Source organism: Kitasatospora sp. NPDC089509 (assembly GCF_044749365.1).
Lineage (GTDB): Bacteria > Actinomycetota > Actinomycetes > Streptomycetales > Streptomycetaceae > Kitasatospora.
Genome location: NZ_JBIVHS010000016.1, coordinates 151,447 through 176,135, shown reverse-complemented (window position 1 = coordinate 176,135; position 24,689 = coordinate 151,447). Strand labels below are relative to the sequence as shown.

17 protein-coding genes and 1 pseudogene are annotated in these 24,689 nt (G+C 73.7%); 12 read left to right on the top strand and 6 right to left on the bottom strand.

Features of this window, described 5'->3' with window-relative positions; genetic code table 11:
* Nucleotides 1-16: 16 nt before the first annotated feature.
* The 6 genes and pseudogenes from ACIP4P_RS29185 (at nucleotide 17) to ACIP4P_RS29160 (ending at nucleotide 12,463) form a co-directional block, all read left to right on the top strand.
* Nucleotides 17-1,225 (top strand): hypothetical protein, encoded by a 1,209-nt coding sequence (locus ACIP4P_RS29185; RefSeq protein WP_400923463.1) that lies wholly within the window; start codon nucleotides 17-19, stop codon nucleotides 1,223-1,225.
* 38 nt (nucleotides 1,226-1,263) lie between these two features.
* Complete coding sequence (locus ACIP4P_RS29180; protein WP_400923461.1) at nucleotides 1,264-1,617, top strand: hypothetical protein; 354 nt, start codon at nucleotides 1,264-1,266, stop codon at nucleotides 1,615-1,617.
* 45 nt (nucleotides 1,618-1,662) lie between these two features.
* Nucleotides 1,663-3,762: a hypothetical protein gene (locus ACIP4P_RS29175; protein WP_400923459.1), complete on the top strand. Its 2,100-nt coding sequence runs from the start codon at nucleotides 1,663-1,665 to the stop codon at nucleotides 3,760-3,762.
* Between the two features lie 217 nt (nucleotides 3,763-3,979).
* Nucleotides 3,980-6,370: pseudogene (locus tag ACIP4P_RS29170) on the top strand (DUF6603 domain-containing protein).
* A complete protein-coding gene (locus ACIP4P_RS29165; RefSeq protein ID WP_400923457.1) occupies nucleotides 6,367-8,715 on the top strand; it encodes a hypothetical protein in 2,349 nt (782 codons plus the stop codon). Before ACIP4P_RS29170 ends, ACIP4P_RS29165 begins: the two are co-directional and overlap by 4 nt.
* Nucleotide 8,716: 1 nt before the next feature.
* Nucleotides 8,717-12,463: a hypothetical protein gene (locus ACIP4P_RS29160; protein ID WP_400923455.1), complete on the top strand. Its 3,747-nt coding sequence runs from the start codon at nucleotides 8,717-8,719 to the stop codon at nucleotides 12,461-12,463.
* 64 nt (nucleotides 12,464-12,527) lie between these two features.
* Here ACIP4P_RS29160 and ACIP4P_RS29155 read toward each other — a convergent pair whose 3' ends face one another.
* Nucleotides 12,528-13,151 (bottom strand): DUF6000 family protein, encoded by a 624-nt coding sequence (locus ACIP4P_RS29155; protein ID WP_400923453.1) that lies wholly within the window; start codon nucleotides 13,149-13,151, stop codon nucleotides 12,528-12,530.
* Between the two features lie 166 nt (nucleotides 13,152-13,317).
* Here ACIP4P_RS29155 and ACIP4P_RS29150 point away from each other — a divergent pair, with 166 nt between their 5' ends.
* From ACIP4P_RS29150 to ACIP4P_RS29140, 3 genes are all read left to right on the top strand, one after another.
* Nucleotides 13,318-14,544, top strand: coding sequence for a phosphodiester glycosidase family protein (locus ACIP4P_RS29150; RefSeq protein WP_400923451.1), 1,227 nt, complete (start codon nucleotides 13,318-13,320; stop codon nucleotides 14,542-14,544).
* A 109-nt stretch (nucleotides 14,545-14,653) separates the two neighbouring features.
* Nucleotides 14,654-15,211, top strand: coding sequence for a pyridoxamine 5'-phosphate oxidase family protein (locus tag ACIP4P_RS29145; protein ID WP_400923449.1), 558 nt, complete (start codon nucleotides 14,654-14,656; stop codon nucleotides 15,209-15,211).
* A 51-nt stretch (nucleotides 15,212-15,262) separates the two neighbouring features.
* Nucleotides 15,263-16,219, top strand: coding sequence for a helix-turn-helix transcriptional regulator (locus ACIP4P_RS29140; protein WP_400923447.1), 957 nt, complete (start codon nucleotides 15,263-15,265; stop codon nucleotides 16,217-16,219).
* Nucleotides 16,220-16,234: 15 nt separating this feature from the next.
* On the opposite strand, the gene ACIP4P_RS29135 is transcribed toward ACIP4P_RS29140, so the two are convergent.
* On the bottom strand, nucleotides 16,235-17,194 hold the full coding sequence (locus tag ACIP4P_RS29135; protein ID WP_400923445.1) for a trypsin-like serine peptidase: 960 nt from the start codon (nucleotides 17,192-17,194) through the stop codon (nucleotides 16,235-16,237).
* Nucleotides 17,195-17,397: 203 nt separating this feature from the next.
* Between ACIP4P_RS29135 and ACIP4P_RS29130 the strand changes: the two genes are divergently transcribed.
* Nucleotides 17,398-17,844: an SgcJ/EcaC family oxidoreductase gene (locus tag ACIP4P_RS29130; protein WP_400923443.1), complete on the top strand. Its 447-nt coding sequence runs from the start codon at nucleotides 17,398-17,400 to the stop codon at nucleotides 17,842-17,844.
* Nucleotides 17,845-17,948: 104 nt separating this feature from the next.
* Nucleotides 17,949-18,407 (top strand): MarR family winged helix-turn-helix transcriptional regulator, encoded by a 459-nt coding sequence (locus ACIP4P_RS29125; protein ID WP_400923441.1) that lies wholly within the window; start codon nucleotides 17,949-17,951, stop codon nucleotides 18,405-18,407.
* Nucleotides 18,408-18,446: 39 nt separating this feature from the next.
* On the opposite strand, the gene ACIP4P_RS29120 is transcribed toward ACIP4P_RS29125, so the two are convergent.
* On the bottom strand, nucleotides 18,447-18,938 hold the full coding sequence (locus tag ACIP4P_RS29120) for a hypothetical protein (protein ID WP_400923439.1): 492 nt from the start codon (nucleotides 18,936-18,938) through the stop codon (nucleotides 18,447-18,449).
* 207 nt (nucleotides 18,939-19,145) lie between these two features.
* Between ACIP4P_RS29120 and ACIP4P_RS29115 the strand changes: the two genes are divergently transcribed.
* On the top strand, nucleotides 19,146-20,213 hold the full coding sequence (locus ACIP4P_RS29115) for a methyltransferase (RefSeq protein ID WP_400923437.1): 1,068 nt from the start codon (nucleotides 19,146-19,148) through the stop codon (nucleotides 20,211-20,213).
* Nucleotides 20,214-21,484: 1,271 nt separating this feature from the next.
* Here ACIP4P_RS29115 and ACIP4P_RS29110 read toward each other — a convergent pair.
* From ACIP4P_RS29110 to ACIP4P_RS29100, 3 genes are read right to left on the bottom strand one after another with little or no spacing between them, the layout of a single operon-like run.
* Complete coding sequence (locus tag ACIP4P_RS29110) at nucleotides 21,485-22,180, bottom strand: HAD family hydrolase (protein WP_400923435.1); 696 nt, start codon at nucleotides 22,178-22,180, stop codon at nucleotides 21,485-21,487.
* Entirely contained in the window at nucleotides 22,177-23,250 is a 1,074-nt protein-coding gene (locus ACIP4P_RS29105) for a polyprenyl synthetase family protein (RefSeq protein WP_400923433.1), read from the bottom strand. Before ACIP4P_RS29105 ends, ACIP4P_RS29110 begins: the two co-directional genes overlap by 4 nt.
* Nucleotides 23,247-24,350, bottom strand: a complete 1,104-nt coding sequence (locus ACIP4P_RS29100; protein ID WP_400923431.1) for a polyprenyl synthetase family protein — start codon at nucleotides 24,348-24,350, stop codon at nucleotides 23,247-23,249. The genes ACIP4P_RS29105 and ACIP4P_RS29100 overlap by 4 nt, the downstream gene beginning before the upstream one ends.
* Nucleotides 24,351-24,689: the final 339 nt, after the last annotated feature.

Below are 24,689 nucleotides of genomic sequence, written 5' to 3'. Positions count from 1 at the left end.
CGCGAAGGGCCGGCCCGTGACCGGTCTCGACCCCCTCCCCGTCAACCGGCCCCCAGCGGATCCGACCGTCCGTGCGACACCGCTCTGCTTCTCCGTACAGGGCTGGAACAACATCCCGCTCAACGCGGGCAGCCGGGACACCGTCGAGCTGATCGTCGTCAACCACGGCAAGGAGCCCGTCCGGTGCGCCCGAATCGCCGTGACGGTGCCAATCGGTGAGGGTCAGGGCGACCTGTGTTCATCGGACAAGGACCTGCCGGACGCGGACAAGGTGGTGATTCCGCCCGGCTGGACGGCGGCTACCCTGTCGAAGCCGGAGACCTATGCGTTCGAGTCCTCCGACGACACGACCATCGCACCGTACGGGACCACGACCGAAGCGGACCAGGTCAGCTTCCGCTTCCCGGACGTGAAGCTCAACCGGACCCCCGGCAAGGCGGACCTCCGGGTCACCGCCTGGACAGCCGTCGGCACCCAGGACGAGGTCGAGCCACACTCCTCCGAGGTGATCCTGACCAAGCTTCCGCACGGGTTCTTCTTCGACTACCTGGCGCCCGCCGATCCGTCGGTCGCCCTGGGGCAGTCCACCAAGCTGCTGTGGTCGGCCGAGGGCGTACAGGGCTACTCCCTGAACTCCTACGACCATGACGCCGACAATCCCGGGAAGGACGACCGGGAACTGAGCACCGGTCACCTTTCCGGGACCACCGGCTACACCTTGGAGGCCTTCGCCGGCGGCGGACTTTCCCACCGGCACCAGGCGATCGTCGAGGTCGTGGCACCGACCACCCCCCTCACCGACGTCACCGTCCGGGAGGCCCTCCTCCTCGGCGCCGCGTACGCCTCGGCGCTCGACCAGGAGTACCGGGCCAACCAGCAGCAAGGCCAACCGCTGGACCTCGCCGAGCCGGCGGACGGCGACCGGTGGGCGGTCCTCGCGATCACCGAGACCGACGGCCTGGTCCCCGACCTGAAGCCCCCGGTCCTCGACGTCGTCATGACCGACATCCACGGGGGCGCCCCGGTCGTCGGCAGTCTCCGGCTGGACGGCACCGACTCCCCGCTCGGCCTGAAACTGCCCGGTGGGTCCCCCTTGCGCGTCCAGGCCCAGGACGGCTGGAAGACCTGGCAGGGCGGCACCCTCAACGCTCGACTCAAAGTCCTGATCAGTGAACCCCGGATCCTTCCCATCAGCCCGGTTCCGCCACCGCAGCCGTCACCGTGAGAGCTCCTGCCCGCACCGATCCGAACGGAGCCCGAGCCGTGCCCGGCACCGAGCTGTCCATCAGCGACTTCACCCCCGCCGATCCCCTGGTGGCGCACGGCTTCGGCACGGCGCTGACCTGGCGGATCACTTCGACCGCGCCCTTGAGGAGTCTTCATGTCCTGTCGCGCGTGAGCCGGCCCGGCCCCTCCGTCCCGATCGGCCTGCCGCTGAACGCCACGAGCTTCGCCACCCGCGGCCTGATGGAAGCCACCACCTTCCTGCTCACCGCCGAGACGACCGACGGCGCCACGGCCTCAGCGTCCCTGACGGTCCTGGTGGCCGCCCCCGACCGCGATTTCCGCCGCCTGACGGTCAAGCGGACGCTCTACGTCGAACCTCCCCCCGAGTGACCCGCCGGTACCCCGCGAAACGCCGCCGATCCCGAGGATTCCGCTGTGTCCGATGACCAATCCCTCTGCACCCTGACGACCTCTCCCCCGGAGTTCGTCTCGTCGACGACCGGGTTCGCGTCGATCGTGGACCTCCACCTGGTGTTCTCCGTACCCCGGTGGGATCCGTCCACCGAGATCACGGTGACGTTGCCCATCGGCAGCGCCCCGGGAGATCTCCTCCCCGACCAGGCCGCCGCCGACGCGATCAGCGTCATCGTCAGCGACAACAGGAACGAACGCGACGGCCGACCAGTGTGGCGGGTGACCCGCAAGGCTTCTCAGGGCCGGTACGCGATCACCTGCCGGCCCGATTCGGCTGTCGGCGCTTTCCTCCGGCTCTCCCTGGCCGGCGTGCGGATCAACCAGGCCCCGGGCGAGGCCAAGATCGATTTCTCGGCCTCCAACGACGCCGGGCACGTCACGCCGGACCTCCCTCCGCTGGTGAAGTACCCGTCGGGGTTCTACTTCGGCGACCTCACCTGCCCCGACCCCGCCCTCAACGGCACCGCACGGCTGCACTGGCGAGCCCGTGACGTCCACACCGTGGACGGGTTCGTTCTGGAGGGGAACGGCTCCACCCGCACGTTGGACAGTGACGCACGCTCCGTGGCCGTCACCGGGCTGGCGAACGAGACCACCTTCACCCTGACCGCGACGGAGCGGGAGTCACCGGACACACGGCACGCGCTCACGGTCACGGTCCCCGTGCCCACGACGGACGAGACGCTCACCCAGCTCACCGTCGGCGGCACCATCACCTTCCCCGGCCGGAACGAGGTGAACAGCCGCACGTACGTCCTGGAGCCGTCCGGGGCAGCGCTGGACTTCACCGCACCGGCTGACGGCTACTACACGATCGAGTTCACCACCGCCTACCGCGTCCTGCGGCTGCTGCCGATCCTCCGGGAGCCCGGTGTCACCGGCACCCACGACGTGAAGATCACCGTCACCCATGCCGGCCAGGCCACGACCTTCACCCGCCGTACCAGCGACGGCAGACCTGCGAAGGCACAGCCGTTCAGCTTCTTCGCCCCCGCCGGGGCCAAGCTCACGCTCCTCGCCGAACCGGACCGGGTGGAGCAGCTCTGGCGTTCGACGGCGACGGAACTGAAAGTCACCTGGCAGGGCCCGAACGACAAGTCCGGGTGGCCCGAACAGCCTTCCGGCCTCCTCGACCACCTTCTCCCCATGGCCGTGTTCCCCACCTTCGCCGCGGATCCGGGGCAGGTCACCGCCGTGCTGAGCGGCGAGGACAGGGTCACCTGGAGCGGCCCCGACGGCACGTTGCAGAACGTTCAGGTCCCCGGTCTCCGGTACGTCCGCGTGCAGACCGACACCATGACGTGGACCGGGGAGGAATTCGCGACATCGGGCGTCTGGGTCAGCGGGGACGCGGGGACCTGGGACCTCCGCTCGGGAGTCCCCTCCGACCCCGCTGCCAGATCGGCCACCCTGTCCATGGGCACCGGGACGGACCGGTACCAGGACCCGAACCTGGAGAAGGGGCAGGGGCCGCAGTACACCCGCCAGTGGGAATGGGGCCTGCGGGTCGAGAACGGGAAGCTCCTCGCCTACCAGGACATGAAGGGGGCCGACCAACCCACCACCTGGAGGTGCGAGCTGACACCCTTCAAGACCGACACCCCCGTCCCGAAATTGAAGGGCTGCACCCAGACCCCCGAACTCCCCACCGTCTGCTGGCAGGACGGCGAAGGAACCTACGCGACGGGAGTGGACTGGAAGAGCACGGCACCGACCTCTGCGGCACGACCGATCGAGTTCTTCCATCACCTCATGGGAGACCTCGTTCTCATCGGCGAGCAGGACGGCACGATCGGCATGGCGCAGGACACCCAGCCAGTGCCACTGCCCTGGAACTGGAAGACCTTCGGCATCGGGGTCCCGCTGACGAGCCTGGACTACCCCTCCGACTCGGATACCGGGGCGTGGTACATCACCCAGGACTCCGTCTACGACCTGAAGGGGAACCCGGTCCGCTGGCCTGACCACACACTTCCCTACCTTTCCGACGACAGGGTCACGATCGACCGTGACGGCGTGCAGGGGCTCTCGGCCGAGCTGCACCGGAAGTCCCCGTGGTGAGGCGGGCGACGGCACGCGGCCTCCTCCCGTGTCCCGCCCTCCGGGCCGAGACGGCACACCGTCCGAGCGGAGCGGGCCGGTGACAGTGACCACGGGTGACGGAAAGCGGGTCCGGCTGGTCGCCGCGGCGCTGGACCTGGAAGCCCTCGGGCTGCGGCTTCCGCTGATCGACTCGCTACTGCCCTCCTCCTACGGCCTGGGCGTCGGCGAACTGCGCATGGGGTACCTGTCGCAGAACCTGGACGACGCCAGGAGGCAGCGCCTGGCGGCGCTGCTCCCGACGGGTCCGCAGGTTCCCGAGGGCGTGCGGACCGGCCCCTACCTGGAGCTGGACGCACTGTTCGGCGGTGTCCGGCACCCGTTCGGCCTCGGCACCGGCACCCGTCCCGCACCGTCGCTCACCGCCACCACGGCGGACGGCGCTGCCGCGGGAGCCGGGGCGGCCGCCACCGCGTGGTGGGCGGCGAACCGTACGTTCGGCCCCGTGCAGCTGGTACGCATCGGGGCGGGCTACGCCGAGGGTCGGGTGCACCTGCTGGTGGACGCCTCCGTCAGCGCCGGCGGTGTGGAGTTGGCGACCCGGGGACTGGGCGCCGAGCTGCCGCTCAAGGCCCCCCGGACACCGGTCTTCCACCTCGACGGGCTGGGGCTGGGTCTCGACCGGCCCCCGATCACGGTCGCCGGGGAGTTCGTCCGCTACAAGCAGGACGCGAATTCCAAGTACGCCCTGGCCCTCGGCGGGGAGGCGGTGGTGGGCACCCCCGCCGTGAGCGTCACCGCCCTCGGCTTCTACGCCCAGCCCAAGGACTCGGCGGATCCGTCGCTGTTCGTCTTCGGGGTCCTGGACCTCAAGGAGAAGGCCATCGGACCCCCGATGTTCCGGGTCCAGGCACTGGCCGCCGGCTTCGGCTACCACTCCGTGGTGCGCACGCCGACGATCACGGAGGTCTCCTCCTTCCCGTTCGTGACGATGCTCGACGGGCAGCAGCCCCCGAACGACCCACTGGGAGCACTCGACAAGCTCCTCGGAACCGGCGGCACCGAGGCCTGGGTGACCCCGTCCCGGAACGGCATCTGGCTGGCCGCCGGTCTGCGCGCACAGGTCTACGAGCAGGTCGACGTCGCCGCGGTGGCCGTGGCACAGTTCGGCGACGACTTCGTCGTCGGCCTGTACGGCCGGGCCTAGGCCGCGTTCCCCAAAGGGAGCACCACCCCGTGGGCGCAGCTCGCGGTGGACCTGCGGGCCGAATACCGGCGCAGCACCGACACACTGGCGATCGACGCGGTCGTCGCGGACGGCTCGTTCATCCTCGATCCCGCCTGCAAGCTGCGGGGCGCCTTGGCCGTCCGCCTGTGGTTCGGCGACAGTGCCCACCCCGGCGACTTCATCGCCACGGTGGGGGGCTACCACCCGCGGTTCCGCGCCCCGGGCCACTACCCGCGGGTGCGTCGGCTCGGGTTCGACTGGAGTGTCGGGAGCGGCGTCCACGTCACGGGCAACTGCTACGCGGCCCTGGCCCCGCATGCCTTCATGGCCGGTCTGAACGCGTCGCTGAGCGGCGACTGGGGCCCGGCCTCGGTGCACGCGAGCGTGTACGCGGACGCGTTGATCGAGTGGGATCCGCTCTACTTCGACGTCGACTGGGGCGGCAGCATCCGTGCGGAGGCCGGCCCGTTCTCCCTGGAACTGTCCGCGGACGGCAGGGTGTGGGGTCCGCCCGTCGGGGGCCGGGCCCGTTTCAAGATCGGCTGGTGGACGGTCCACGTCGACTTCGGCTCGGACTCCGGTGGCGCGACGGTCCTGAGCGCCGACGCGTTCCGCCGGCAGATGCTGCCGGCCGGGGACAGCAAGGTGGTGCACCTGGCGGCCCTGCGGGGCCTGTTGCCCTCCGCCCCCGGCAAGGGCGGGCACGCAGCCGAGGTGTGGACGGCGGCGCGCGGCGGATTCCGCTTCGGTGTCCGGACCGCGGTGCCGGCGGCCTCGGTCACGGTCAACGGCACGGAGGTGGGGCCCCAGCCGTCGAAGTCCCTGCACATCCGTCCCATGGCGGACGGCGGTGCGACACCGCCCGCCTACGACTCCTGTCTGGTGGTGAGCCTCACCGTCGGTGGGAAGCAGGTAACGGTCGACACGGCCGGTGACGACGAGTCGTGGCAGGCGGCCGCCACGAGCGTGGGTGTGCCGGCCGCGCTGTGGGGCGCCGGGGCACAGAGCCGGTCCGATCCCGGTCTGATCGACGGTTACGCGACCGGCGTCGAGGTCTGCTCGCCCACGAGGGTCCACACCGAGCCGACCGTTCTCCCCGAGCAGGCGTTCACGGTGAAGCGGTTCGCGGTGGACCTTCCGTCGCCGCAGGACCCGAGCAGCTTCCCGCCGCAGGACCGGAAATCCGGCGATCCCTCACCCCTGAAGGTCGTCGCCGACGACATCGCCTCCTCGGCGTCCGCCCGGCGGCGAACCGGTCTGCTGGCCGGGCTCGCCCACCGCACCACCCCGATCCCGGGGTTCAGCTGCCCTCCCGACGCCGGCCTGCAGGCGTTCGCCCGGCACTGCGCGGACTACCTGGACGCCGAACCCCAGCTGGTGGAAGGAACGAAGCGCACGTGACCGACCGGAAGGCCGGCGTCGGCCTGTACACCGGCTGGCGGCCGGCCCTGCGGGGAGCCGAGTACACCGTCTCCGCGACCCACACCGTCACCCGGACGGGTGAGAGCTCGCCACTGTGGACGTTCAGGTCACCGGATCAGACGCTCGTCACCGGCACGCCCCGGTTCTCGGTGTCCGGCGCGGACGTCTGCGGCTGCTTCCCCCCGCCCGGGGGGTCGGGCGAGTACGGATACCTGCTCCCGTTCGTCTCCTTCGGCGACCCCTACCTGCCGTGGGAACACGAGCTGCTGCCGGGCGGCCACACCGACCCGACGTGGGCGGAGCGGCCGTGGATGGCGCTGCTGGTCATCGCCGAGGACGAACTGGACGCCGGGGACATCCACACCGGCAAGGCCGTCGACCTCCTGAAATCGTCCTCGGACACCCGCGTGCCCGACCTGGAGCTCGGCGACGGGTCCGCGCAGACCTCCTGCACGGTGATCGACCTGCCGGCCGACCTGTACCGGGACCTCCTGCCCGCACCCGAGGAGCTGCACCTGTGGGCCCACGTCCGTGAACCACGGGAGAAGAGCACCGGGCAGGACGACGGGACGCAGGACGCCGTCCACGCCCCGCCCGCCACGGCCACCCTGGTGGCGGCCCGGTTCCCCAGAACCCCCGGCCGCCACACCGCCCATGTCGTCTCGCTGGCCGGCCACGAGGGGACCCTCACCTCCCCACCTCCGGCGGGCTCGACCGTCAAGGTGCGCATGGTGTCCCTGTTCTCGTGGACCTTCACCACCCTCGACCCCGCCGAGGTGAAGGGCCGGGACGACGACCGCGCCATCACGGCGCTCAGGGAGGACCTGCAGAGGAAGGACGGCAGCCATGGGCGGCTGCGCGTCCCCGGGCCCGAGAATCCCGCCGACCCGGTCGAAGCACGCCTGTACGCCGGCTACAGCCCGGTCCGCCACCGCCTGGTGACGGGCGAACAGACCCTCGCCTGGTACCGGGGCCCCTTCGTCCCCGGACCGACCGAGCCCGCACCGGAGCACACCCCGTACGCGTGCGCGGACGAGGCACTGATCTACGTCAAGGGCGACGGTGTGTTCGACATCAGTCTGGCCGCCGCCTTCAACCTGGGCGCCCAGCTGGTGATGTGCCGCAACGACCTCTTCGACACCATGCTCACCTGGCGCCACACGGCCGGCGCCCTCGCCCGCGCCGCCGCCCTGGCCACCCACCCCCAGTCGGTCGCCCGCCCCCTCAATCCCCTCGGCACCCGATCCGGTGGTCCGGTGCCCCCGCCACGGGCCGAGGGGATCAGACGGCTGACGGCCCCGCAGCGCCTGCGGACGGCCTTCGACGCCGCCATGGTCGACGGCCTGGGCGTCCGTCTGACCGACCGGCTCCACACCACCCCCGTAGCAGGAACGGCCGCCCGCCCCGAGCCCACGGGCGGGAGTACGGCGTCCGTACCGAAGCACCTGGCGACGCTGCTGGCCGATCCCGGGTGGCGCGAGCCCCTGCGCCAGGCCCTGTCCGCCGACCTGGCCGCAGCGGCCTCCGCCCACCCCGATGCCGCCGGTGGTGGACCGGCAGGGTCGCAGACCTGGCAGTGGGACCCGGCGGCCATGCTGGCCCTGGTACCGACCTGGTACCTGCTGCCGCTGCCCGACGCGGTCCTGCCGCCGGACAGCGCCCGGTTCTTCCACATCGACGGCCACTGGCTGAACGCCTTCGCCGACGGCATGCTCTCCGTCGGCGCCCACACCCACGCCGACATCCAGCTCACCGACCTCCTCAAAAAGGTGGTGTTCAGCTCCGGGGACGGCCCCGGGATCCCCGGCTGCGGGCTGCTGCTGCGCTCACCCCTGGTCCGTTCCTGGCCCCCGGCGCCCGCCCCGCACAGCACCGCTCCCCCGACCTCCGCCACCCCGACGGGACCGGGGCCGGGAAAGCAGCTCGGCCTCACCGTCGAGGGCGCAGCCCTCACCTCCTGGCGACTGCTGAGCGCCGAGACCCTGCTCCTGCTGTTCGACCGCACCCCCACCGTCGTCCACCTGCGTCAGCCCGCCCACGTCCTGGAGCTCGGCCTCGACAGTGCCGAGGGCGGACTCACCCTCCGGAACGCGGACGGCGGCGTCCCGGCGAACCCGACCACGCTCAAGGTGTTCGGCACCGACACGTACGTCCGGCCGTCGACCTCGACGCGACGCCGGGGACAGGTCCTGGAGCCCGGCCCGCTCCTGGACGACATCTGCGCCCACCTGGGCACCGGCACGGCCCGCAACTCCGAAACCCTCGCCTTCCAGCTCCTGCACGTTCCGGTCCAGTTGGACATCACCCCCGGAGAGACCCGCTGAGATGACCGAGCCCGCGCCCCTGATCGTCCCGATCGACGTCGACGCCCTCCTGGTCAACAGCTCCAACGTCGACGACGTGCACAGCCGCACCCCCGACTTCCATGCGCTGGCCGAGCACGGGCCGGCCGACCCGGGAAACACGCATCCGGCGGAACCGGGCGTCTACGTGCAGTGGCAACTGCCCATCGCGCTGCGCACCGGTCACATCGATCCCACCGGCCCCGGCGGGATGCGCTTCCCGCTCATCCCGAACCGATGGCTCGTCATCCGCCACAGCTTCACCAGCCACCCCGACGGCTCCACCACCCCGCCGCCCGACGTCCGCTCCTGGCTCCTGCGCGGCGACGAGCCCGCCGTCGACGACTCGGCCGCCGTCCTGCCCGGCCGCCCCGAGGGCGGCGGCTTCCCCCGCAACGCCCGCTACGGCCGCGCACACCCGCTCGGCACCGGCACGCCCCTCCCCGAGGAGCCCGCCACCAAGCCCTTCCTGACCGTCGACAGCACCGGCCTGCCCGCCTTCGCCCAGTACGGGCCCTACAACCGGAACATCCTGTCCTTCCACGACACCCAGGCCGACCTGGAGGCCGTCCCGAACAGGGCGAACGGACACGAGATCACCGTCAGCTACCTGGTCGTCGGCTGGTACTCCGACCGGTCGGCGGACCCCCTGGGGGCCACCACCGCGAAGGACCTCCCGGCCCGGCTCGCGTCACTCCACTGGACCCTCCCGAAGGACGTGCCCGTCCAGGACCCCGCCGGCACCCTCTACGTCGGCAGGGTCCTGGGGCTGCCCTGGACCGCCGACCTCGACCCCGCCCACCTGACGTTCCCGGACGGTGGACCGGTCGACCTGGAGGGCCGGCCCCCGCTGCCCACGGTGACGCTCGCCGTCGGGCACTCCACCGTCGAGGCGGCCACCGCGCTCTTCGCCCAGGACGACCTGCTCACCCCCGACGACGCGGCCCTGTTCGAGGCCTTCTGCTACGACCTGCTCGACGCCTCCAACCGCCCCCACCTGCCCGAACACGACACCGAGCCGGCGCTCGACCACGCCCTGGACTACGCGCGCCACACCCGGGAGTTCCGTGCCCTCCCGGGCGGCCACCGCTGGCACCTCACCGCCGTCGAACCCACCGCCGGGCTCCCCGCCGCGCCCGTCCCCCTCAGCGACAAGGAGCAGCAGACCCTCGACGACCTCAACCGGGCCCAGGCCCGCCTGGACGGGCTGGTCCGTCGGCGCAAGGACCTCGTCACCCGTCTGAAAGGCCTGTGGTGGATCACCAGCCCCTACGACCGCTTCGCCCCGAACCCACCGCAGCAGGGCGTCAACGACTCCCTGAGGAGCCTGGCCGCCCGGATCGCCGACCTCGACCACGGGATCAAGGACTGCGTCGCCGCCCTGCCCGCCGACACCACTCCCCGCGGTCTCACCGACTGGGGCGGTAAGCACGGCATCGACACCGCGCACCACCGCCTCCAGCCGACCCCGTTGCCAGCGTTCCACGCACCGGCCAATCCCGTGGTGACCGTCTCCCACCTCCAGGACCGCCGCCGCAGCCGGGAACACGACGGCTTCCTCGGCGGCCCGCTCCCCGTACGCCCGGCCACCGCACTGCCCTCGGCCACCGCACCCGCCTTCCCCCTGCCGGACACCTCCCCGACGTCGTTCGACGCCGTCCGTCCCCAACTGCCGGGCCTCGCCGCCGAGTTCTCCGCTCAGCTCGCCGGAGTCACCGAAGCCGTCCGGACGAAGGGCGGCCAGGCCCGCGACACCGACCTCACGGCCGTCACGCCGGACCTCCCCTACGTCCGCTGGTGGCACCAGCCCTGGCTCCCCGTCATCCTGGAGTGGGAGGCCGACCTCTACCCGGCCGAGGCCACCGACTGGGCCTTCGCCCCCGGCACACCCGCCCTCAGCCGCTACACCCACGTCAGCCGCACCCCCCGCACCGATGCCCGTGCCACGGCGGTCCGCCGCACGGTCTCCGGCCACACCTACATCCAGCCCCTGCTCGAAGCCCACGCCCGCTACCGCCTCCAGCACGCCGCAGCCGTCAGCCCCGACCCGCGTGCCAGGGACGCCCACCAGGGCCTCTTCGACAGGATCACCGCCAACGAGTGGGACGTGCAGTCCTTCACCCTCGCCGGCGTCAACGAGACCCTCGCCTGCCGCCGCCCCGACATTGGGCTGCGCACCCGCAGCGCCGACGCCCCCGGTGACACCGACGACCTCACCTACGCGCCGCCCACCTCCGGCTACGTCACCCCGCCCCAGAGCGTCCTGGCCGCCCGCACCGGCCACCTCCCCCGTACCGCCGAAACCCCCATCCTGGCCGGCCGACAGGACAAAGCCGCTCTCGGCGACAGGACGTTCCCGCAGCAGCGGGCCGCCCAGCTGTGCCTGACCTCCCTCACCATCACCGACAGCTTCGGACGCACCATCAGCCCGCTCGTCAAGGACCAGGGGCACATCACGGTGCGCGCCCCCTCCCTCACCGTCACCGACGCCACCCGCAGCTACGCCGTCGACGGCCAGCCCGCCTCCGACCTCGTCGACCTGCCTCCCCGCCTCCACCAGGGCGCGCGGCTGCGCTTCGACCTCCTCGACGCGGCGACCCGCGTCCCCCTGGTCGAGCTGGACACCCCCGACTCCGGCGACCCCGTCCACGGCTGGATCCTCGCCACCCGCTCCGGCCGCCGCCACTCGCTGCTGTGCTACGAACCCGACGGCCGGCCCCTGTTCGACCTGCACTGCATCGACGCGGGCGTCGCCCGCTGCCGCCCCCTGCCGGGCTCCCGCTACACCGGCCCCCACGACACCCCCGCCGGCACCCCGTGGAACGCCACCGCCCCGCTCAGGGACTTCGCCGCCGACCACCCCGCACTCGCGGCCTTCCTCAAGCCCCTCGTGCCCGCCCCCGGCAGCGGCGGCAACGGTGCGCTCGCCGCGCTCCTGGACTCCGTCCAACAGGGCCTCGACACCATCACCCCGCCCGCCCCACGCACCGCCGACCGCGGCAACCTCGCCTTCGCCCTCGGCCGCCCCTGCGCGCTCATGACCGCGCGCCTGCGCCTGGAGCTCGACGGCCCGCCACTGCCCGCCGCCACCCCGGAAGCCCTCGGCAACCCGAAGCCGACCGTTGCGCCGGCCACCCGCCGGCCCGTCCTGCTCGGCGACCCGCACCTCGTCGGCGACGGTCTGCTGGGCTACTTCACCCACCCCACGGCCACCGGTCCCGCCGACCACTCCCGCTTCCACACCCACCACCCGGCCGACCCCGCCGGCTTCACCCTGCCCCCCAGCGCCGAGGACATCACCCTGGTCGCCCAGGACATCACGCGCGCCACCGACACCGATCACCCCGAGGCGCCCGAGGACACCCTCGTCACCCTGCTCGCCTGCCCCCACAACAGCGTCCAGGCCGTCACCGACATCGTGCCCGCCGTCAGTCTCACCCTTCCCCCCGCCCACACCGACCGGGCCCTCGCCCGGATCCGCACCGCCTTCCCGCTCGGCCCCGTCCTCGCCCCCGTCCCCTCCGGGCAACGCACCGACCTGATCATGCCCCAGCCCGAGCACGGCACCTGGACCTGGGCCGAACCCACCGCCCCCACCGCATGGACCACCCACGGCGTCACCTCGCCCCGCCCCACCGACCAGGCCCCGGGGCACGTCCCCGAGGCGCACACCGGCTACCTCCTGCCCGGCCCGGGCGACCCCGTGGCCGGTGACCACGGGGGCCGGTGAGCCGGTGGTCGAACCGAGGCCAAGGGGTGGTGTCCGTGCTGGGACACCACCGGCCCGGCCGTCCTCAGACCTTCCGCGCCGGGCCGGGTGCCGCGCACTCGTCGACGAAGGCGAGGCAGGCCGCGAGGTACTGGCGGTAGACGTCCGGCGTGTGGTGGTGCTCCTTGCGGGGCGGGCCCTCGATCCACCGGTGCCAGAGGCCGTCCGGGGCAACGAACGGAGCCGCCCGGTCCGTGCCGAGCGCGGCGTCCAGGTGCAGCAGTGCGCCGATGGCGGCCGGCTGGTCGTAGTAGAGGTCGGGGCGGCGCAGGTAGTGGTCGAGGTAGGAGACCAGGAGCTCCGCGTCGGCGGCGGTGCCGAAGGTGGCGAGGGTGACGCAGTACGCCGAGCCCGCGAAGGGATTGGGGCTGGCGAGCAGGAGTTCGCCGAGGCGCTCGCGGAACTCGGTGCGGCGGGCGACGGCGATCAACCAGGCCGTCGTCTTGCGCTCGCGCCATCCGCTGCCGAGCAGCACGCCCAACTCGCGGGGTGTGATCTCCGCGGCGGCCTCGCCGAGTTCCCGGGTCACCCTGGCGCGTTCCGGCCCGGTCCCGCGCAGGTAGTTGCCGCCGAGCCTGAGGTAGCGGCGGTCGGGCTTGACGTAGCGGTCGATGAGGCGTTGCCACTCGGGGTCCTGGAGGTAGTCCACGAGCCGCATCCTGCCGCGCGCAGTCCAGTCCGATCATCCCAATTTCATGGTCGGATCCTTCGGGTGCGGCGGATCACCCTCGTCGTTGGTGTACATCGGCGGAAGAGTGGATGAAACCGTGCCTCCACTGCGGCGGACCAGCCCGGAAGCCGCGAGCATGACAGGCATGGATCGCTTGCTGCGCTGTGCGGTTGCCCTCCTGTTGGCCGTGCTCCCGGCCGGCCTGCTCGCTCCGCCAGCCCGGGCCGGGACCGACGGGGGCTGGGCGCCGCTCGCGCCCGGGGTGGCGTACCGGGAGCTGACGGTGCGTACCCCGCACGGTGAGGCGCGGGTGTACGCCGTCCGCGCCGACCTCCGGCAGCCGGGGGTGCGGGCGGACCTGCTGTTCCCCGGCGCGGTGGCCGACCGCGCGCCGCTGACCCGGCTGGCCGGGGTGCGCGGGGCGGTGGCGGCGGTGAACGGGGACTTCTTCGACATCTCGGAGGAGCAGCACCCGGGGGTCGAGGCCACCGGGGCGCCCTCCGGTCCGGCCGTGTTCCGGGGGCGGCCGCTGAAGGCGGCGGTCCCCGAGGCCCAGCGGTTCGGCTGGCGGCCGCCGCCGGGGGACGACGACCGGGACGTGCTGGGGGTCGGCGTGGACGGGGTGGCCCGTACCGACCGCCTGGAGCTGCACGGCTATGTGTGGACCCCGTACGGAAGTTGGCCGCTCGGGGGGCTCAACCAGTACGCCCTGCCGGTCGGATCGATCGGCGTGTTCACCGCCGACTGGGGCGCACGCTCCCGGGCGCGCGCCGTCTGCGGGAGCGACGAGTCACGCGCGGACCCGTGCAGCACGGACACCTGGGAGGTGACGGTCCGCCACGACCGCGTGGTGTCGGTCTCCCCGACCCCGGGCAGCGGCCCGATCCCCGAGGACAGCACCGTGCTGCTCGGGCGCGAGGCCGGCGCCCGCGCACTGGCCGACCTGCCGCTCGGCACCCCCGTCGCCGTGGACTACCACCTCGCCCCGACCCGGCCGGTGCCACTCGTCTTCGCCCTCGGCGCCTACCCCGTGCTGCGCGGCGGCCACCCGTTGCCGCAGCTGGACACCGTCGACGTCGAGCCGCGCAGCGCGGTCGGGCTGTCGCACGACGGGCGGGTGCTGACCCTGCTCGCCACCGACGGGCGCGAGGGCACCTCCACCGGCCTGACGGTCAGCGAACTCGCCCGGGTGGTGGGCGACCTCGGCTGCCCGGACGGCGTCTACTTCGACGGCGGCGCCTCCTCCACCCTGGTCGCCCGCGACCCGGCCACCGGCGACCTCACCGTGCGCAACCACCTCGACCACGGCCAGGAGCGGCGGATCCCCAACGGCATCGGCATCTTCGCCGGACCGGGCCCTACCTCCGACTGAGTCGGTAAAGACGACAGAAGGTGTCGGGTATCGCCGGGAGAGTGGGGCCGCCGGTCCGTGCCGCGGAGGTGCGGACCGGGACGGACGACCACACGAACGAGGAACCGACATGCGCGAGACACCCGACGACCTCCGGCGGCTGCAGGCCCTGCTCGACGCCTCGCTGGCCCGATCGACGGCCCACCTGCGGTCGATCATCAGCAGCGAGCGGACCATCACCGCCGAGCAGCTCACCAGCGTGCTCACCGGGATGTGCACGCTCGCGCTGTCGACCGTGACGGCGAAGGGCGAACCGCGGATCAGCGCGGTGGACGGGCACTTCCTGCGCGGGAAGTGGCACTTCGGGACGGCCCGCGGGGCCGCCAAGGCACGCCACCTCGCGGCACGGCCCGCCGTCAGCGCGGCGCACCTGCGCGGGGAGGACCTGGGGGTCTTCACCCACGGCACGGTGGAGGCGCTCAATCCGCTGGACGGCCGACCGGCCGCCGACTGGCCGGAGCTGCTGGCGTACTTCCAGGAGTTCTACGGGGCGGACACCTTCGACTGGGAGCGGGACGTCGTCTACTACCGGGTGCACCCGTCCTGGATGACCGTGTTCGCGCCGGACTTCGACAAGCTGCGGGAGGCCGGGGCGGCCGGGCTGCCGCTGCTGGACGGCCGGGGCTGAGGTCCGGCGAGAATGGGGGATCAGCGTCAACGGAGGCGGAAGGGAGACGAGGTGCGCGCGAGCCGGGCCATCGCGCTGCTGCTGCTCCTCCAGTCCCGTCGGACGATGACCGCCGCAGAGCTGGCGACCGAGCTGGAGGTCTCCGAGCGCACCGTGCAGCGGGACGTCGCCACCCTGGCCGAGGCCGGGGTGCCGGTGTACGCCGAACGCGGCCGGGCCGGGGGCTACCGGCTGGTCGACGGCTACCGCACCCGGCTGACCGGCCTGGAGCGCGCCGAGGCCGAGGTCGTGCACCTGGCCGGGCTGCCGGGCCCGCTGCACGACATGGGGCTGGCCGGGCCGGCGCTGGCCGCCCGGCTGAAGGTCGCCGCCGCGCTGGGCGACGCCCCCGCGGCCGCCGTCCGGCGGTTCCACCTCGACGCGCCGGCCTGGTTCCGCGCGGCCGAACCCCCGCCGCTGCTCGCCGAGGTGTCCCGGGCCGTGTGGGAGGACCGGGTGCTGCACGCCCGGTACGCGGCGCGCGGCGGCACCCGGGACCGGCGGCTGGAGCCGTACGGCCTGGTACTGAAGTCCGGGCAGTGGTACCTCGTGGCGCGCGGCCCGTCCGGTCGGGTCGGCTCGTACCGGGTCGACCGCTTCGAGACCGCCGAGGTCGGCGACGAACGGTTCGAGCGTGACCTGGACTTCGACCTGGCCGGCTACTGGGACGCGGCGGCGGTGGAGTTCACCCGCACGATGCTGCGCGAGCGGGCCGTGGTGCGGCTGAGCCCGCTCGCGGTCGAGCGGTTGGCCGTCCTGCTGGAGCCGACCGCGGCCGCCGACGCCCTCGCCACCGCGGGCCCGCCGGACGCCGACGGCTGGGTCACCGTGACGCTGCCGGTCGAGAGCTGGGAGATCGGCTACTTCGACCTGCTGCGCCTCGGCCCGGAGGCCGAGGTGCTCCGGCCGCCCGCGCTGCGGGCCCGGCTGGCCGAGGCGACCCGCCGGGCGGCCGGGCTGTACGACTGACGGGCCGGCTGTCGTTCAGGAGCGCGGCGCCGCCGGCGGAGCGCCGGTGACAGCGGCGCGGTAGAGGGCCCGGGTGGCGGCGCCGAAGTGGGCGCTGTACGAGACCTGCGGGGTGTTGCCGCCGGTGTGGAAGCCGCCGATCAGCCCGATCACCGCCCAGCCGCCGAACCAGGGCAGCAGCATCGGCCCACCGCTGGTCCCGCTGGTGAAGGCGTCGCAGGCGATCCGCGGGAAGGTGCCCGGCTCGGCCGGGTCGTCGCTGACCCACGCGGTGGTCCAGCTCCAGCAGCCCAGCGGCTTCTCCGCGCCGGCCGGGTACCCGATCATCCGCACCGGGGCGTGGAAGTACCCGGTGTCGGTGAGCAGTTGGACCCCGCCGGTGGCGTCCTCCAGCCGCTCGCCGTCCTGGTTGGGCCCGGTGACCGCGAAGGCGAAGTCGTACTCGGCCCCCGCGTGCGGGCCCTGGTCGTAGTACTCCTGGGCGACGTACACCCCGTTGCCGACGACCGGGAAGACTCCGAACGGCTTCTCGCCGTCGTGGTACTGCGGCACGAAGCCCAGGTGCCGCAGCGGGGACGTACCGGCGTAACCCTTGAGGCAGTGCCCGGCGCTGAGGACCAGGTCCCGGCCGGGGCTGCGCACCACCGAGCCGCTGCAGGTGCGGCCGGCGCCGGTGGCGTCGGTCCAGAAGAACGCCCCGGCCTGCGGGATGCCGTCGAAGCTCCGGCTCGGCGGGATGTACTCCCCCGGCTGCGGCCCGTCCGTCGCGGGCGCCAGGGCGACCGGCCGGTCGGCGTCGACCGGCAGCGCGGCCGCCATCCGGGCCGCCGTCCAGTACGTCCCCAGCTCGGACGCCGCCGGGTCTGCGGCCACGGATGCTGCGGCCACCGGTGCCGCGGCGGACGCCGCCGGGGCGAGCCCGGCGACCGCGATCAGGGCGGCCGCGACAACGGCGGCACGACGAACGGATCTCACCCTACGCATCGTCAATTCCCCTTTCACAGACCGACATTGACATGCCCATCATCCAGTCCGGACCACCGGAACGCTCCGCCGGAGCACCGAAAAGGGCGAATCGTCGTCGGCCCGATGGCGGGTCGCCCACTCTTGTTTATCTGCATCCATGCAGCTAATGTTTCCATACATCTACTGCACACAAGCAGAGAGTGAGGCCCGGCATGACCACCGAGGACCGCAGCGCCGTGATCGCGGTGACCGACGCGCTGAACGAGGCCTGGGCGCGCCACGACGCCGACGCGTTCGGGACGCTGTTCACCGAGGACGCCAGTTACACCACCTTCGTCGGCACCCACTACCGCGGCCGCCGCGACATCGTGGAGAGCCACCGGACGCTGTTCCGGAACTTCCTCAAGGGCACCCGCCTGGCCGGCGAGATCACGGACGTCCGCTTCTACGGCCCGGACACCGCCGTGATCACCGGCCGCGGCGACACCTTCAAGGGCCGGCCGCCGAAGAAGCTGACCAAGGTCCAGACGACGACCCTGGTCCGGGAGGCCGACGGCCGGTGGCGCATCGCCGCCTTCCACAACACCCGGCGCAAGCCCCTGATGGAGCGGATCTCCTTCGCCTTCGCCCCGCGGACCAGGCCGGGTGCCGCTCACTGACGAACGGCCCCGGCACGGTCGCCCGGCACCCCGGGCTGGAAGAATGCGCTGGGCGAGCACCCGTCGAAGCCGCCCAACCGCGCACAGCAAGGAATCGGTCCCGGATGGAAACACCCAGCAACCTGCCGGAGGACGCCGGAGAGGTCTTCCGGCGCTACCTCGGGGCCGTGGTCCTGCACAGCCAGGCCAGCGCCGACGCCGTCGGGCTCGGCGCCACCGACGCCTACGCGCTCAACGCCCTCCAGCTCAAAGGGCCGATGACCTCCGGTGAGCTGAGCGTGCGCACGGGGCTGACCACCGGCGCCACCACCCGCCTGATCGACCGGCTGGAACGCGCCGGGTACGTCCGGCGCAGCCACCCGGCCGAGGACCGGCGCAAGGTGATCGTCCAGGCCGTCGCCCAGCCCACCGAGCTCGACGCCGTCCTCGCCCCCGCCCGGCGCAGGCTCGGCCACCTGTTCGAGGGCCTCACCGCCGAGCAACTCGCCACCCTGTTCGACTACTTCGGCCGCGCCGCCGAAGCCCTGGAGGAGGCCACCGAGGAGCTCCACGCCACCCGCTGAGCGAGCAGGCTGTCCCGTGCGGGCCCATTCCGCACGGTCTCATTCCGTACGGGCCCCGCGTCGGCCCGTCCAGTGCCGGAGGCGGGCCAGGCTCAGCTCGACGGTGTTGACGGAGTCCCGGATCCGGTCGCGGTGCCGGCCGTGGCCGACCAGGTCGCTGAGGTGGTCGCGGACCTCGGCCACCAGGTCGCCGATCAGCACCAGCACGGTGGCCGTGGTGACCTCCTTGCCGGTCACCGAGCCGATCGCCCAGTCCGCCTCGGCCCCGAGTTCGACCAGCAGCACCAGCAGGATCAGGGCGACCCAGATCGCCGTCTTCTTCAGGAACGCGACCAGGTTGACGCTCTCCAGCCGCACCGCGAGCCCGATGCTGGCCACCACGACCACGCCCGCGGCGATGGCCAGTGCCTGCCAGGACTGATGGCCCAGGTCCAGCCCGAGGGCCAGGACCACCAGGACCCACGCGGTGCCCTGGATCAGTGCCCGCTCGGTGTACGGCGGTACCGCCGCGTGCCCGCCGGCCAGTGCCATCCCCAACTCCCCCTCGACCGCAGACAGATGCTCTCTGCGAGTGCAACGCCGGAGACGCCCGCCCGGCAGCGCCGCCGGTGTTAGGGCACCGTCAAGCCGGGCGCGCGCAGCCAGCGGTGCGCCCCCGTACGCGCCCCTGCGCCGCTTCGGCGCGAGCGGCCCTGGGCAGCGTTCCCTGGCGGGGGATTCCGATCGGAGGAGGACGGTATGCACCAGAACGACGGCCGGCAGCCCGGGAACGCACCCGGCAACGGGGACGGCGACCCCGACGAGCGCTACCGCCGGTCCAACGCCCTCCTGGTCGACGAGGTCCTCGGCTTCCTCTTCGCCGCCGCCCTGCGCGCCGCCGCCGAGGTCGGCGTGGCCGACCACCTCGCCAAGGGCCCCGGCACCCCCGCCGACCTGGCCGCCGCCACCGGCACGGACGCCCGCAACCTGTACCGGCTGCTGCGGCTGCTGGCCACCCGCGGCCTGGTGGCGGAGGACGAGTCGGGCCGCTTCGCACTCACCGAGGCCGGGCAGGCGCTGCGCAGCGACGTCCCGTACTCCGCGCGGGCGGCGATCCTGATGCTCAGCGACCGCACCTTCTGGCTGCCCGCCGGGGAGTTGACCCGCTGTCTCACCGAGGGCGGCTCGGCCTTCGACGAGATCTTCGGGATGCCGTTCTTCGACCACTTCGCCCGGGACGCGCGCACCGCCGCCGTCTTCCACGACGGCATGGCGGCGATGTCCGACGCGGAGAACGCGATCCTCGCGGCCGGCTACGACTTCCCGTCGACCGGCACCGTGGTGGACATCGGCGGCGGCCACGGCGGCCTGCTGCTGGAGGTGCTGCGCCGCAACCCCGCGCTGACGGGCGTGCTGTACGACCGCCCCCACGTCCTGGCCGGTCACCGCCTGGGCACGGCCCCGGAGGTCGAAGGCGGCTGGTCCCTCGCGGAGGGCGACTTCTTCGAGGCCGTACCGCCCGGTGACGTCCACCTGCTCAAGCGGATCACCCACGACTGGGACGACGACCAGTGCACGACCGTGCTGGGCCACTGCCGCCGCGCCCTGCACCCGGGCGGCCGGGTCCTCATACTGGACGCGGTGGTCCCGCGCGGCAACGCCCCGCACCAGTCCAAGGCGCTGGACCTGCTGATGATGGTCTCCCTCACCGGCCGCGAGCGCACCGAGGAGGACTTCGCCGAGCTCCTCGCGAAGTCCGGCCTGCGGCTGTCCCGCATCATCCCGACCCCGACCGTCCTCTCCGTGGTCGAGGCCGTCCCGGCCTGACGCCCCCCCCGGGCCGGCCACCGCGCCGGACCCTTCGAGCAGGGCGGTCTCCAACTCGGCCAGCGCCCGCCACCAGCCGTCCACCAGGGCTTCCGGGCACGGCAGTCCGGCATCCGGGTGGAAACAGACCCCAGCCTGCTCGCCGTCACCGCTCAGGACGACGGCGAGCAGGTGGCCGGGGGTGAGCGGGCCGCGTGCCAGGAACGAGACGACCCGCAGCCCCTCGGGCGGGGTGTGGGCGGGCAGCGGACAGGACGAGACGATCGCCGCGCTGTAGCCGGGGGCGCTGAACAGCCGCACGGCCGTCCGGGCCACGGACGCGGGCAGGTACCGGACGGTGTCCTGTACGGCGTGCCGGGCGGTGACGGTCCGGTGGTGCAGGGCCCGGATGACGCGGGCCAGCCGCTCGGCAGGGGGGACGCCCTGACCGGGCAGCAGCAGCCGGGTGGAGAACAGCCGGTTGCCGTGCTGGAGGCCGTGCCAGGTCTGTTCGGTCGGGTGCCGGGCGTCGAGCGGGACGAGCACCGGCAGCTCCGCCAGGTCGAGGCCGCAGGCGGTGGCCCAGTGGGCGACCGCCGCCCCGACGGCGCCGGCGAAGACGTCGTTGGCGGTCCCGCCGCTCCGGGCTCCGATGGCCTTCAACCGGGCCAGGGGCAGGTCGACCACCCGCATCGGTCCGGGCCGGCCGGTGAGGAACGGGAACGGTCCGGGTCGGTGCGCGAGTCCCCGGGTCACGTCGGCGGAGGTGCGGGCCGCGAGCCGGACCAGGTCGGCGGTGTGGCGGCGGGCCGCCGGTCGGGGGCGCACCGGGGCCGGCCGCGGGGTGCAGCCGAGCAGCGCGAGCCCGGTGCGGGCGGCGGCCAGGCCGTCCTGGAGGGCGTGGTGCACGGTGTGGACGACGGTGAACCCGGCGGCGCCGGGGGTGTGGACGATGCGCAACCGCCAGGCCGGACCCGGAGCGTCCAGGGGTTCGTCCAACCAGGTCCGGGCCAGGGCCTGTCGGTGGTCGGCGTCCACCGCCTCGACGACCGCCACCTGCTCGGCCGCGTCGAACGGATCCGGCGCCCAGCGGCGGGCACCCGCCGGCCCGTGCAGGCGCAACGCCAGGAACGGCAGGCGGGCCACCAACTCCTCGGCGCGACGGCGCAGTTCGGCGGCGGTCGGCACGGGGCCCAGCACGGTGTACTGGAAGGCCATCTCCCAGCGGGTGGTCGGCGGGTAGCCCTCCATGGCCGCCAGGAACGCCACGTCCAGCGGGTGGGGGCGACCGGTCACCCCGCCGCCGTCCCGGCCAGGGCGGTGACGCGGTCGGCCGCCTGCTCCAGGCCCGGCACGACGTGGGCGACCAGGTGCCGGTGCGGGCTGTTCCCGATCGGGTCGATCAGCACGCTGTGCGGGGTGGCGGCGAACAGGCCGAGGTCGTTCGGCCCGTTGCCCACCACCAGCACCCGGTGCGCCGGCAGGTCCAGCGTGCGCAGCACGGCGCGGAACTGGCGGGCCTTGAGCGCGGCCATCTCCGCCTCGTCGGCCGCGTACATCTCCAGGTCCGTCAGCACTCCGTCGTGGCCGTACCGCAGGCGTCCGCCCCCGTGGGCGAGGGCGGCGCCGAGCCGGCCGGCGGTGGCGTCGGCGTACTCCTGCGCGGAGGAGGTGATCAGCACCAGCGGCACCCCCGCCGCGCGGAGCGCGCCAAGGAAGCGGTCGGCACCCGATCGGAGCGGCACACCGCCGAAGGCCTCCGCCAGGCGCTGACGGGTCGCACCGGCCCACAGGGTCCGCAGCGCCTGGCGCAGCGACTCACCCGTGAGCGCGCCGGCCCGGTAGGCGCGGTACAGCCGGGCGTGGGCCGAGACCGGCACGCCCAGGGCCCGGGTCACGGCCAGGGCGGAGCTGGTGGCGGTCAGGGTGCCGTCGATGTCGCACACCACCGCCCCGAGACCCACCCGCGCGGTGTCCTGGCCCTTCACCGACCCGGGCCGTTCGCGGCGGCGCAGGCCCGGTAGTAGCCGACCGGCATGGTGGCCAGTGCCTCCAGGCCGGTCCGCCGGTCGGGGTCGGGGACGGCCTGCGCGATCAGCTCCAGCGCCCGGCGGGTGTGCAGTTCGACGGCGTCCAGGGCCCGCTGCCCGGCGCCGGTGGCCGCCGCGAGCTCGGTGGCGCGGGCGGTCCGCTCCGGGCTCAGCGGGGGTGCGGAGGAGTAGAGGGCGGCGAGTTCCCGCCCCGCCGGCCCCGGGTCGGCGAGCGCGTCCACGGTGACCAGGGTCCGCTTCAGGCTGGCCAGGTCCGAGCCCGTCCGCTTGCCGGTCCTCGCCTCCTCGCCCCACACGCCCAGCAGGTCGTTGACGTACTGGAAGGCCACTCCCGCCGTGGTGAAGGCCTCGGTCAGCTGCTCCACCACCGCCGGGGCGGCGTGCGCGGCATGGGCGCCCAGCCCGGCGCAGGCGCCGAGGAAGATCCCGGACTTCTGCCGGCTCATGGTCAGGCACTCCGCCATGGTGACGTCGTCCCGGGTCTCGAACGCGGTGTCGGCGTCCGCGCCCTGGCACATGGCGGCCACCGTCGTGCCCAGCAGCGTCCCGGCCGCCGCGGGCAGTTCCGGGTCGGTGCCGAGCACGCTCGTGCCGAGGGCGAGCAGCGCGTTCCCGGTCAGCAGCGCGGTGGGGGTGCCGAACACCGACCAGACGGCCGGGCGCCCGTGCCGGACGGCATCGCGGTCCAGGACGTCGTCGACCACCAGGGTGAAGCCGTGGACCAGCTCGACGGCGGCCGCGGCGGGCAGGGCCGCGGCGGTGTCCGCCCCGAGCGCCTCCGCCGTGGCGAGGACCAGCGCGGCCCGGATCGCCTTGCCGGTGGCCGCCCGGGCGGGGGTTCCGTCGGCGTCGGTCCAACCGAAGTAGTAGCGGCCGGCGTCGCGCACCGCGCCCGGTGGCAGGCCGTCCACGGTCCGGCGCAGCACCGGATCGACCAGGCGGCGCGCCTCGGCCAGATGGGCGGCCGGGACCTGCCCGGCGGGGGTCGTGGGGGTCGTGGTGGTCATGCCGCGTTCTCCTCCCAGTCGGCGACACCGGGCAGCGCCCGGTCCGTCATCGCGGTCAGCAGCGCCCGTCCGGTCCCGGTGAACGGGCCCCGGGCCGCCGTGTCCAGGGCCGCCCGCCGCCGTTCCAGCACCATGGCGCGCACCCGGGCGACCGCTCCGGTGGCCGTGAGCACGGCCCGCAGTTCGGCCAGCTCGGCGTCGGTCAGGCCGGGGCGACCGAGCAGCCGCGCCATGGTCGCCCGCTGGGCGGCCGTGCCCGCCTCGGCGGCCAGCGCGACCACCGCGGTGCGCTTGCCCTCCCGCAGGTCCTCCCCGCCCGTGTCGGCGGCGGTGACGTCCTCCAGGTCGTCCTGGAGCTGGAACGCCTCCCCCAGCGACCGGGCGTAGCCGGCGAGCGCGTCCGTGCCCGCCCGGTCGGCCCCGGCCATCGCCGCCCCGATCAGCAGCGGGCCGCGCACCGTGTAGGCGACGGTCTTCGCGTCGATCACGGCGAACGCCTCCTCGACGGTGCCGAAGGGCTCGGACGGCTCGGCCAGGTCCAGGAGTTGCCCGGTCAGCAACTCCTGCCGCATCAGCCCCAGTTGGGTGCGGGCCGCGGCGGGCACCCCGGGTTCGTGCAGACGTTGGAAGCACTCGTCGGCCCACAGGGCCGCCAGATCCCCCAGCAGCACGGCGGCGCTGATGCCGTACCAGGCGTCCCCGCCGCGCTGCGCCGCGCAGGCCCGGTGCACCGTGGGCCGGCCGCGGCGCAGCGCGGAGCGGTCCACCACGTCGTCGTGCACCAGGGCGTGGCCGTGCAGGAGTTCCAGTCCGACCCCGATGTCCGCCAGGCGCGGGTCCGGGGGACCGTCGCTGACGGCCCGCCACCCGATCCGGCAGAACAGCGGCCGGACCCGCTTGCCCGGGCCGCCCAGGAAGGCCCGCAGGGCGTCGACCGGCGCGGCCGGTCCCCCGGCGCCGGGCTCACCGGAGAGCCGCTTGGCGTCCAGGAACGCGTGCAGGGACCGGTCGACGGCCGCATGGGTGGCGGCCAGCCAGTCGCGGGCGGCGGTCGTCTCCGCCACCGGCGTCAGCCGGGGTACTGCTGCTGGTGCGCTCATGCCGTGGACCGCCCCCTCCCGTCCGCCGCGACGCGTTCGGTCGCGTACGGGACCATCCCTTCGGGCACCCGGTCGGTGCCCGGCGCACAGCCCCTCGCCGCGCACCCGGCCGAGCCTGCCCCACCGGTCCCACGCCATTCGCGGCTACTCGCGTGCCCCACCTGTTCGAGTGGTTACTGTGCGATTTTCCGACCGTACGCTGGGGCTGACTGGTAAGGGGACGGCGGCGGGGGGGGGGGGGGGGGGGGGGTTGCGGCCGAACCCCCCCCCCCCCCCCGCGCCCGGGGGGCCCCCCCCCCACATGGGGGGGCCGGGGGGGGGGGGGTGCAAACACCATAA

Excerpts from the sequence above, each read along its gene's own strand:
- ACIP4P_RS29160 (WP_400923455.1), top strand. The coding sequence starts at position 8,717 with ATGACCGAGCCCGCGCCCCTGATCGTCCCGATCGACGTCGACGCCCTC.
- ACIP4P_RS29150 (WP_400923451.1), top strand. The coding sequence starts at position 13,318 with ATGGATCGCTTGCTGCGCTGTGCGGTTGCCCTCCTGTTGGCCGTGCTC.
- ACIP4P_RS29145 (WP_400923449.1), top strand. The coding sequence starts at position 14,654 with ATGCGCGAGACACCCGACGACCTCCGGCGGCTGCAGGCCCTGCTCGAC.
- ACIP4P_RS29130 (WP_400923443.1), top strand. The coding sequence starts at position 17,398 with ATGACCACCGAGGACCGCAGCGCCGTGATCGCGGTGACCGACGCGCTG.
- ACIP4P_RS29125 (WP_400923441.1), top strand. The coding sequence starts at position 17,949 with ATGGAAACACCCAGCAACCTGCCGGAGGACGCCGGAGAGGTCTTCCGG.
- ACIP4P_RS29120 (WP_400923439.1), bottom strand. The coding sequence starts at position 18,938 with ATGGCACTGGCCGGCGGGCACGCGGCGGTACCGCCGTACACCGAGCGG.
- ACIP4P_RS29115 (WP_400923437.1), top strand. The coding sequence starts at position 19,146 with ATGCACCAGAACGACGGCCGGCAGCCCGGGAACGCACCCGGCAACGGG.
- ACIP4P_RS29105 (WP_400923433.1), bottom strand. The coding sequence starts at position 23,250 with ATGACCACCACGACCCCCACGACCCCCGCCGGGCAGGTCCCGGCCGCC.
- ACIP4P_RS29100 (WP_400923431.1), bottom strand. The coding sequence starts at position 24,350 with ATGAGCGCACCAGCAGCAGTACCCCGGCTGACGCCGGTGGCGGAGACG.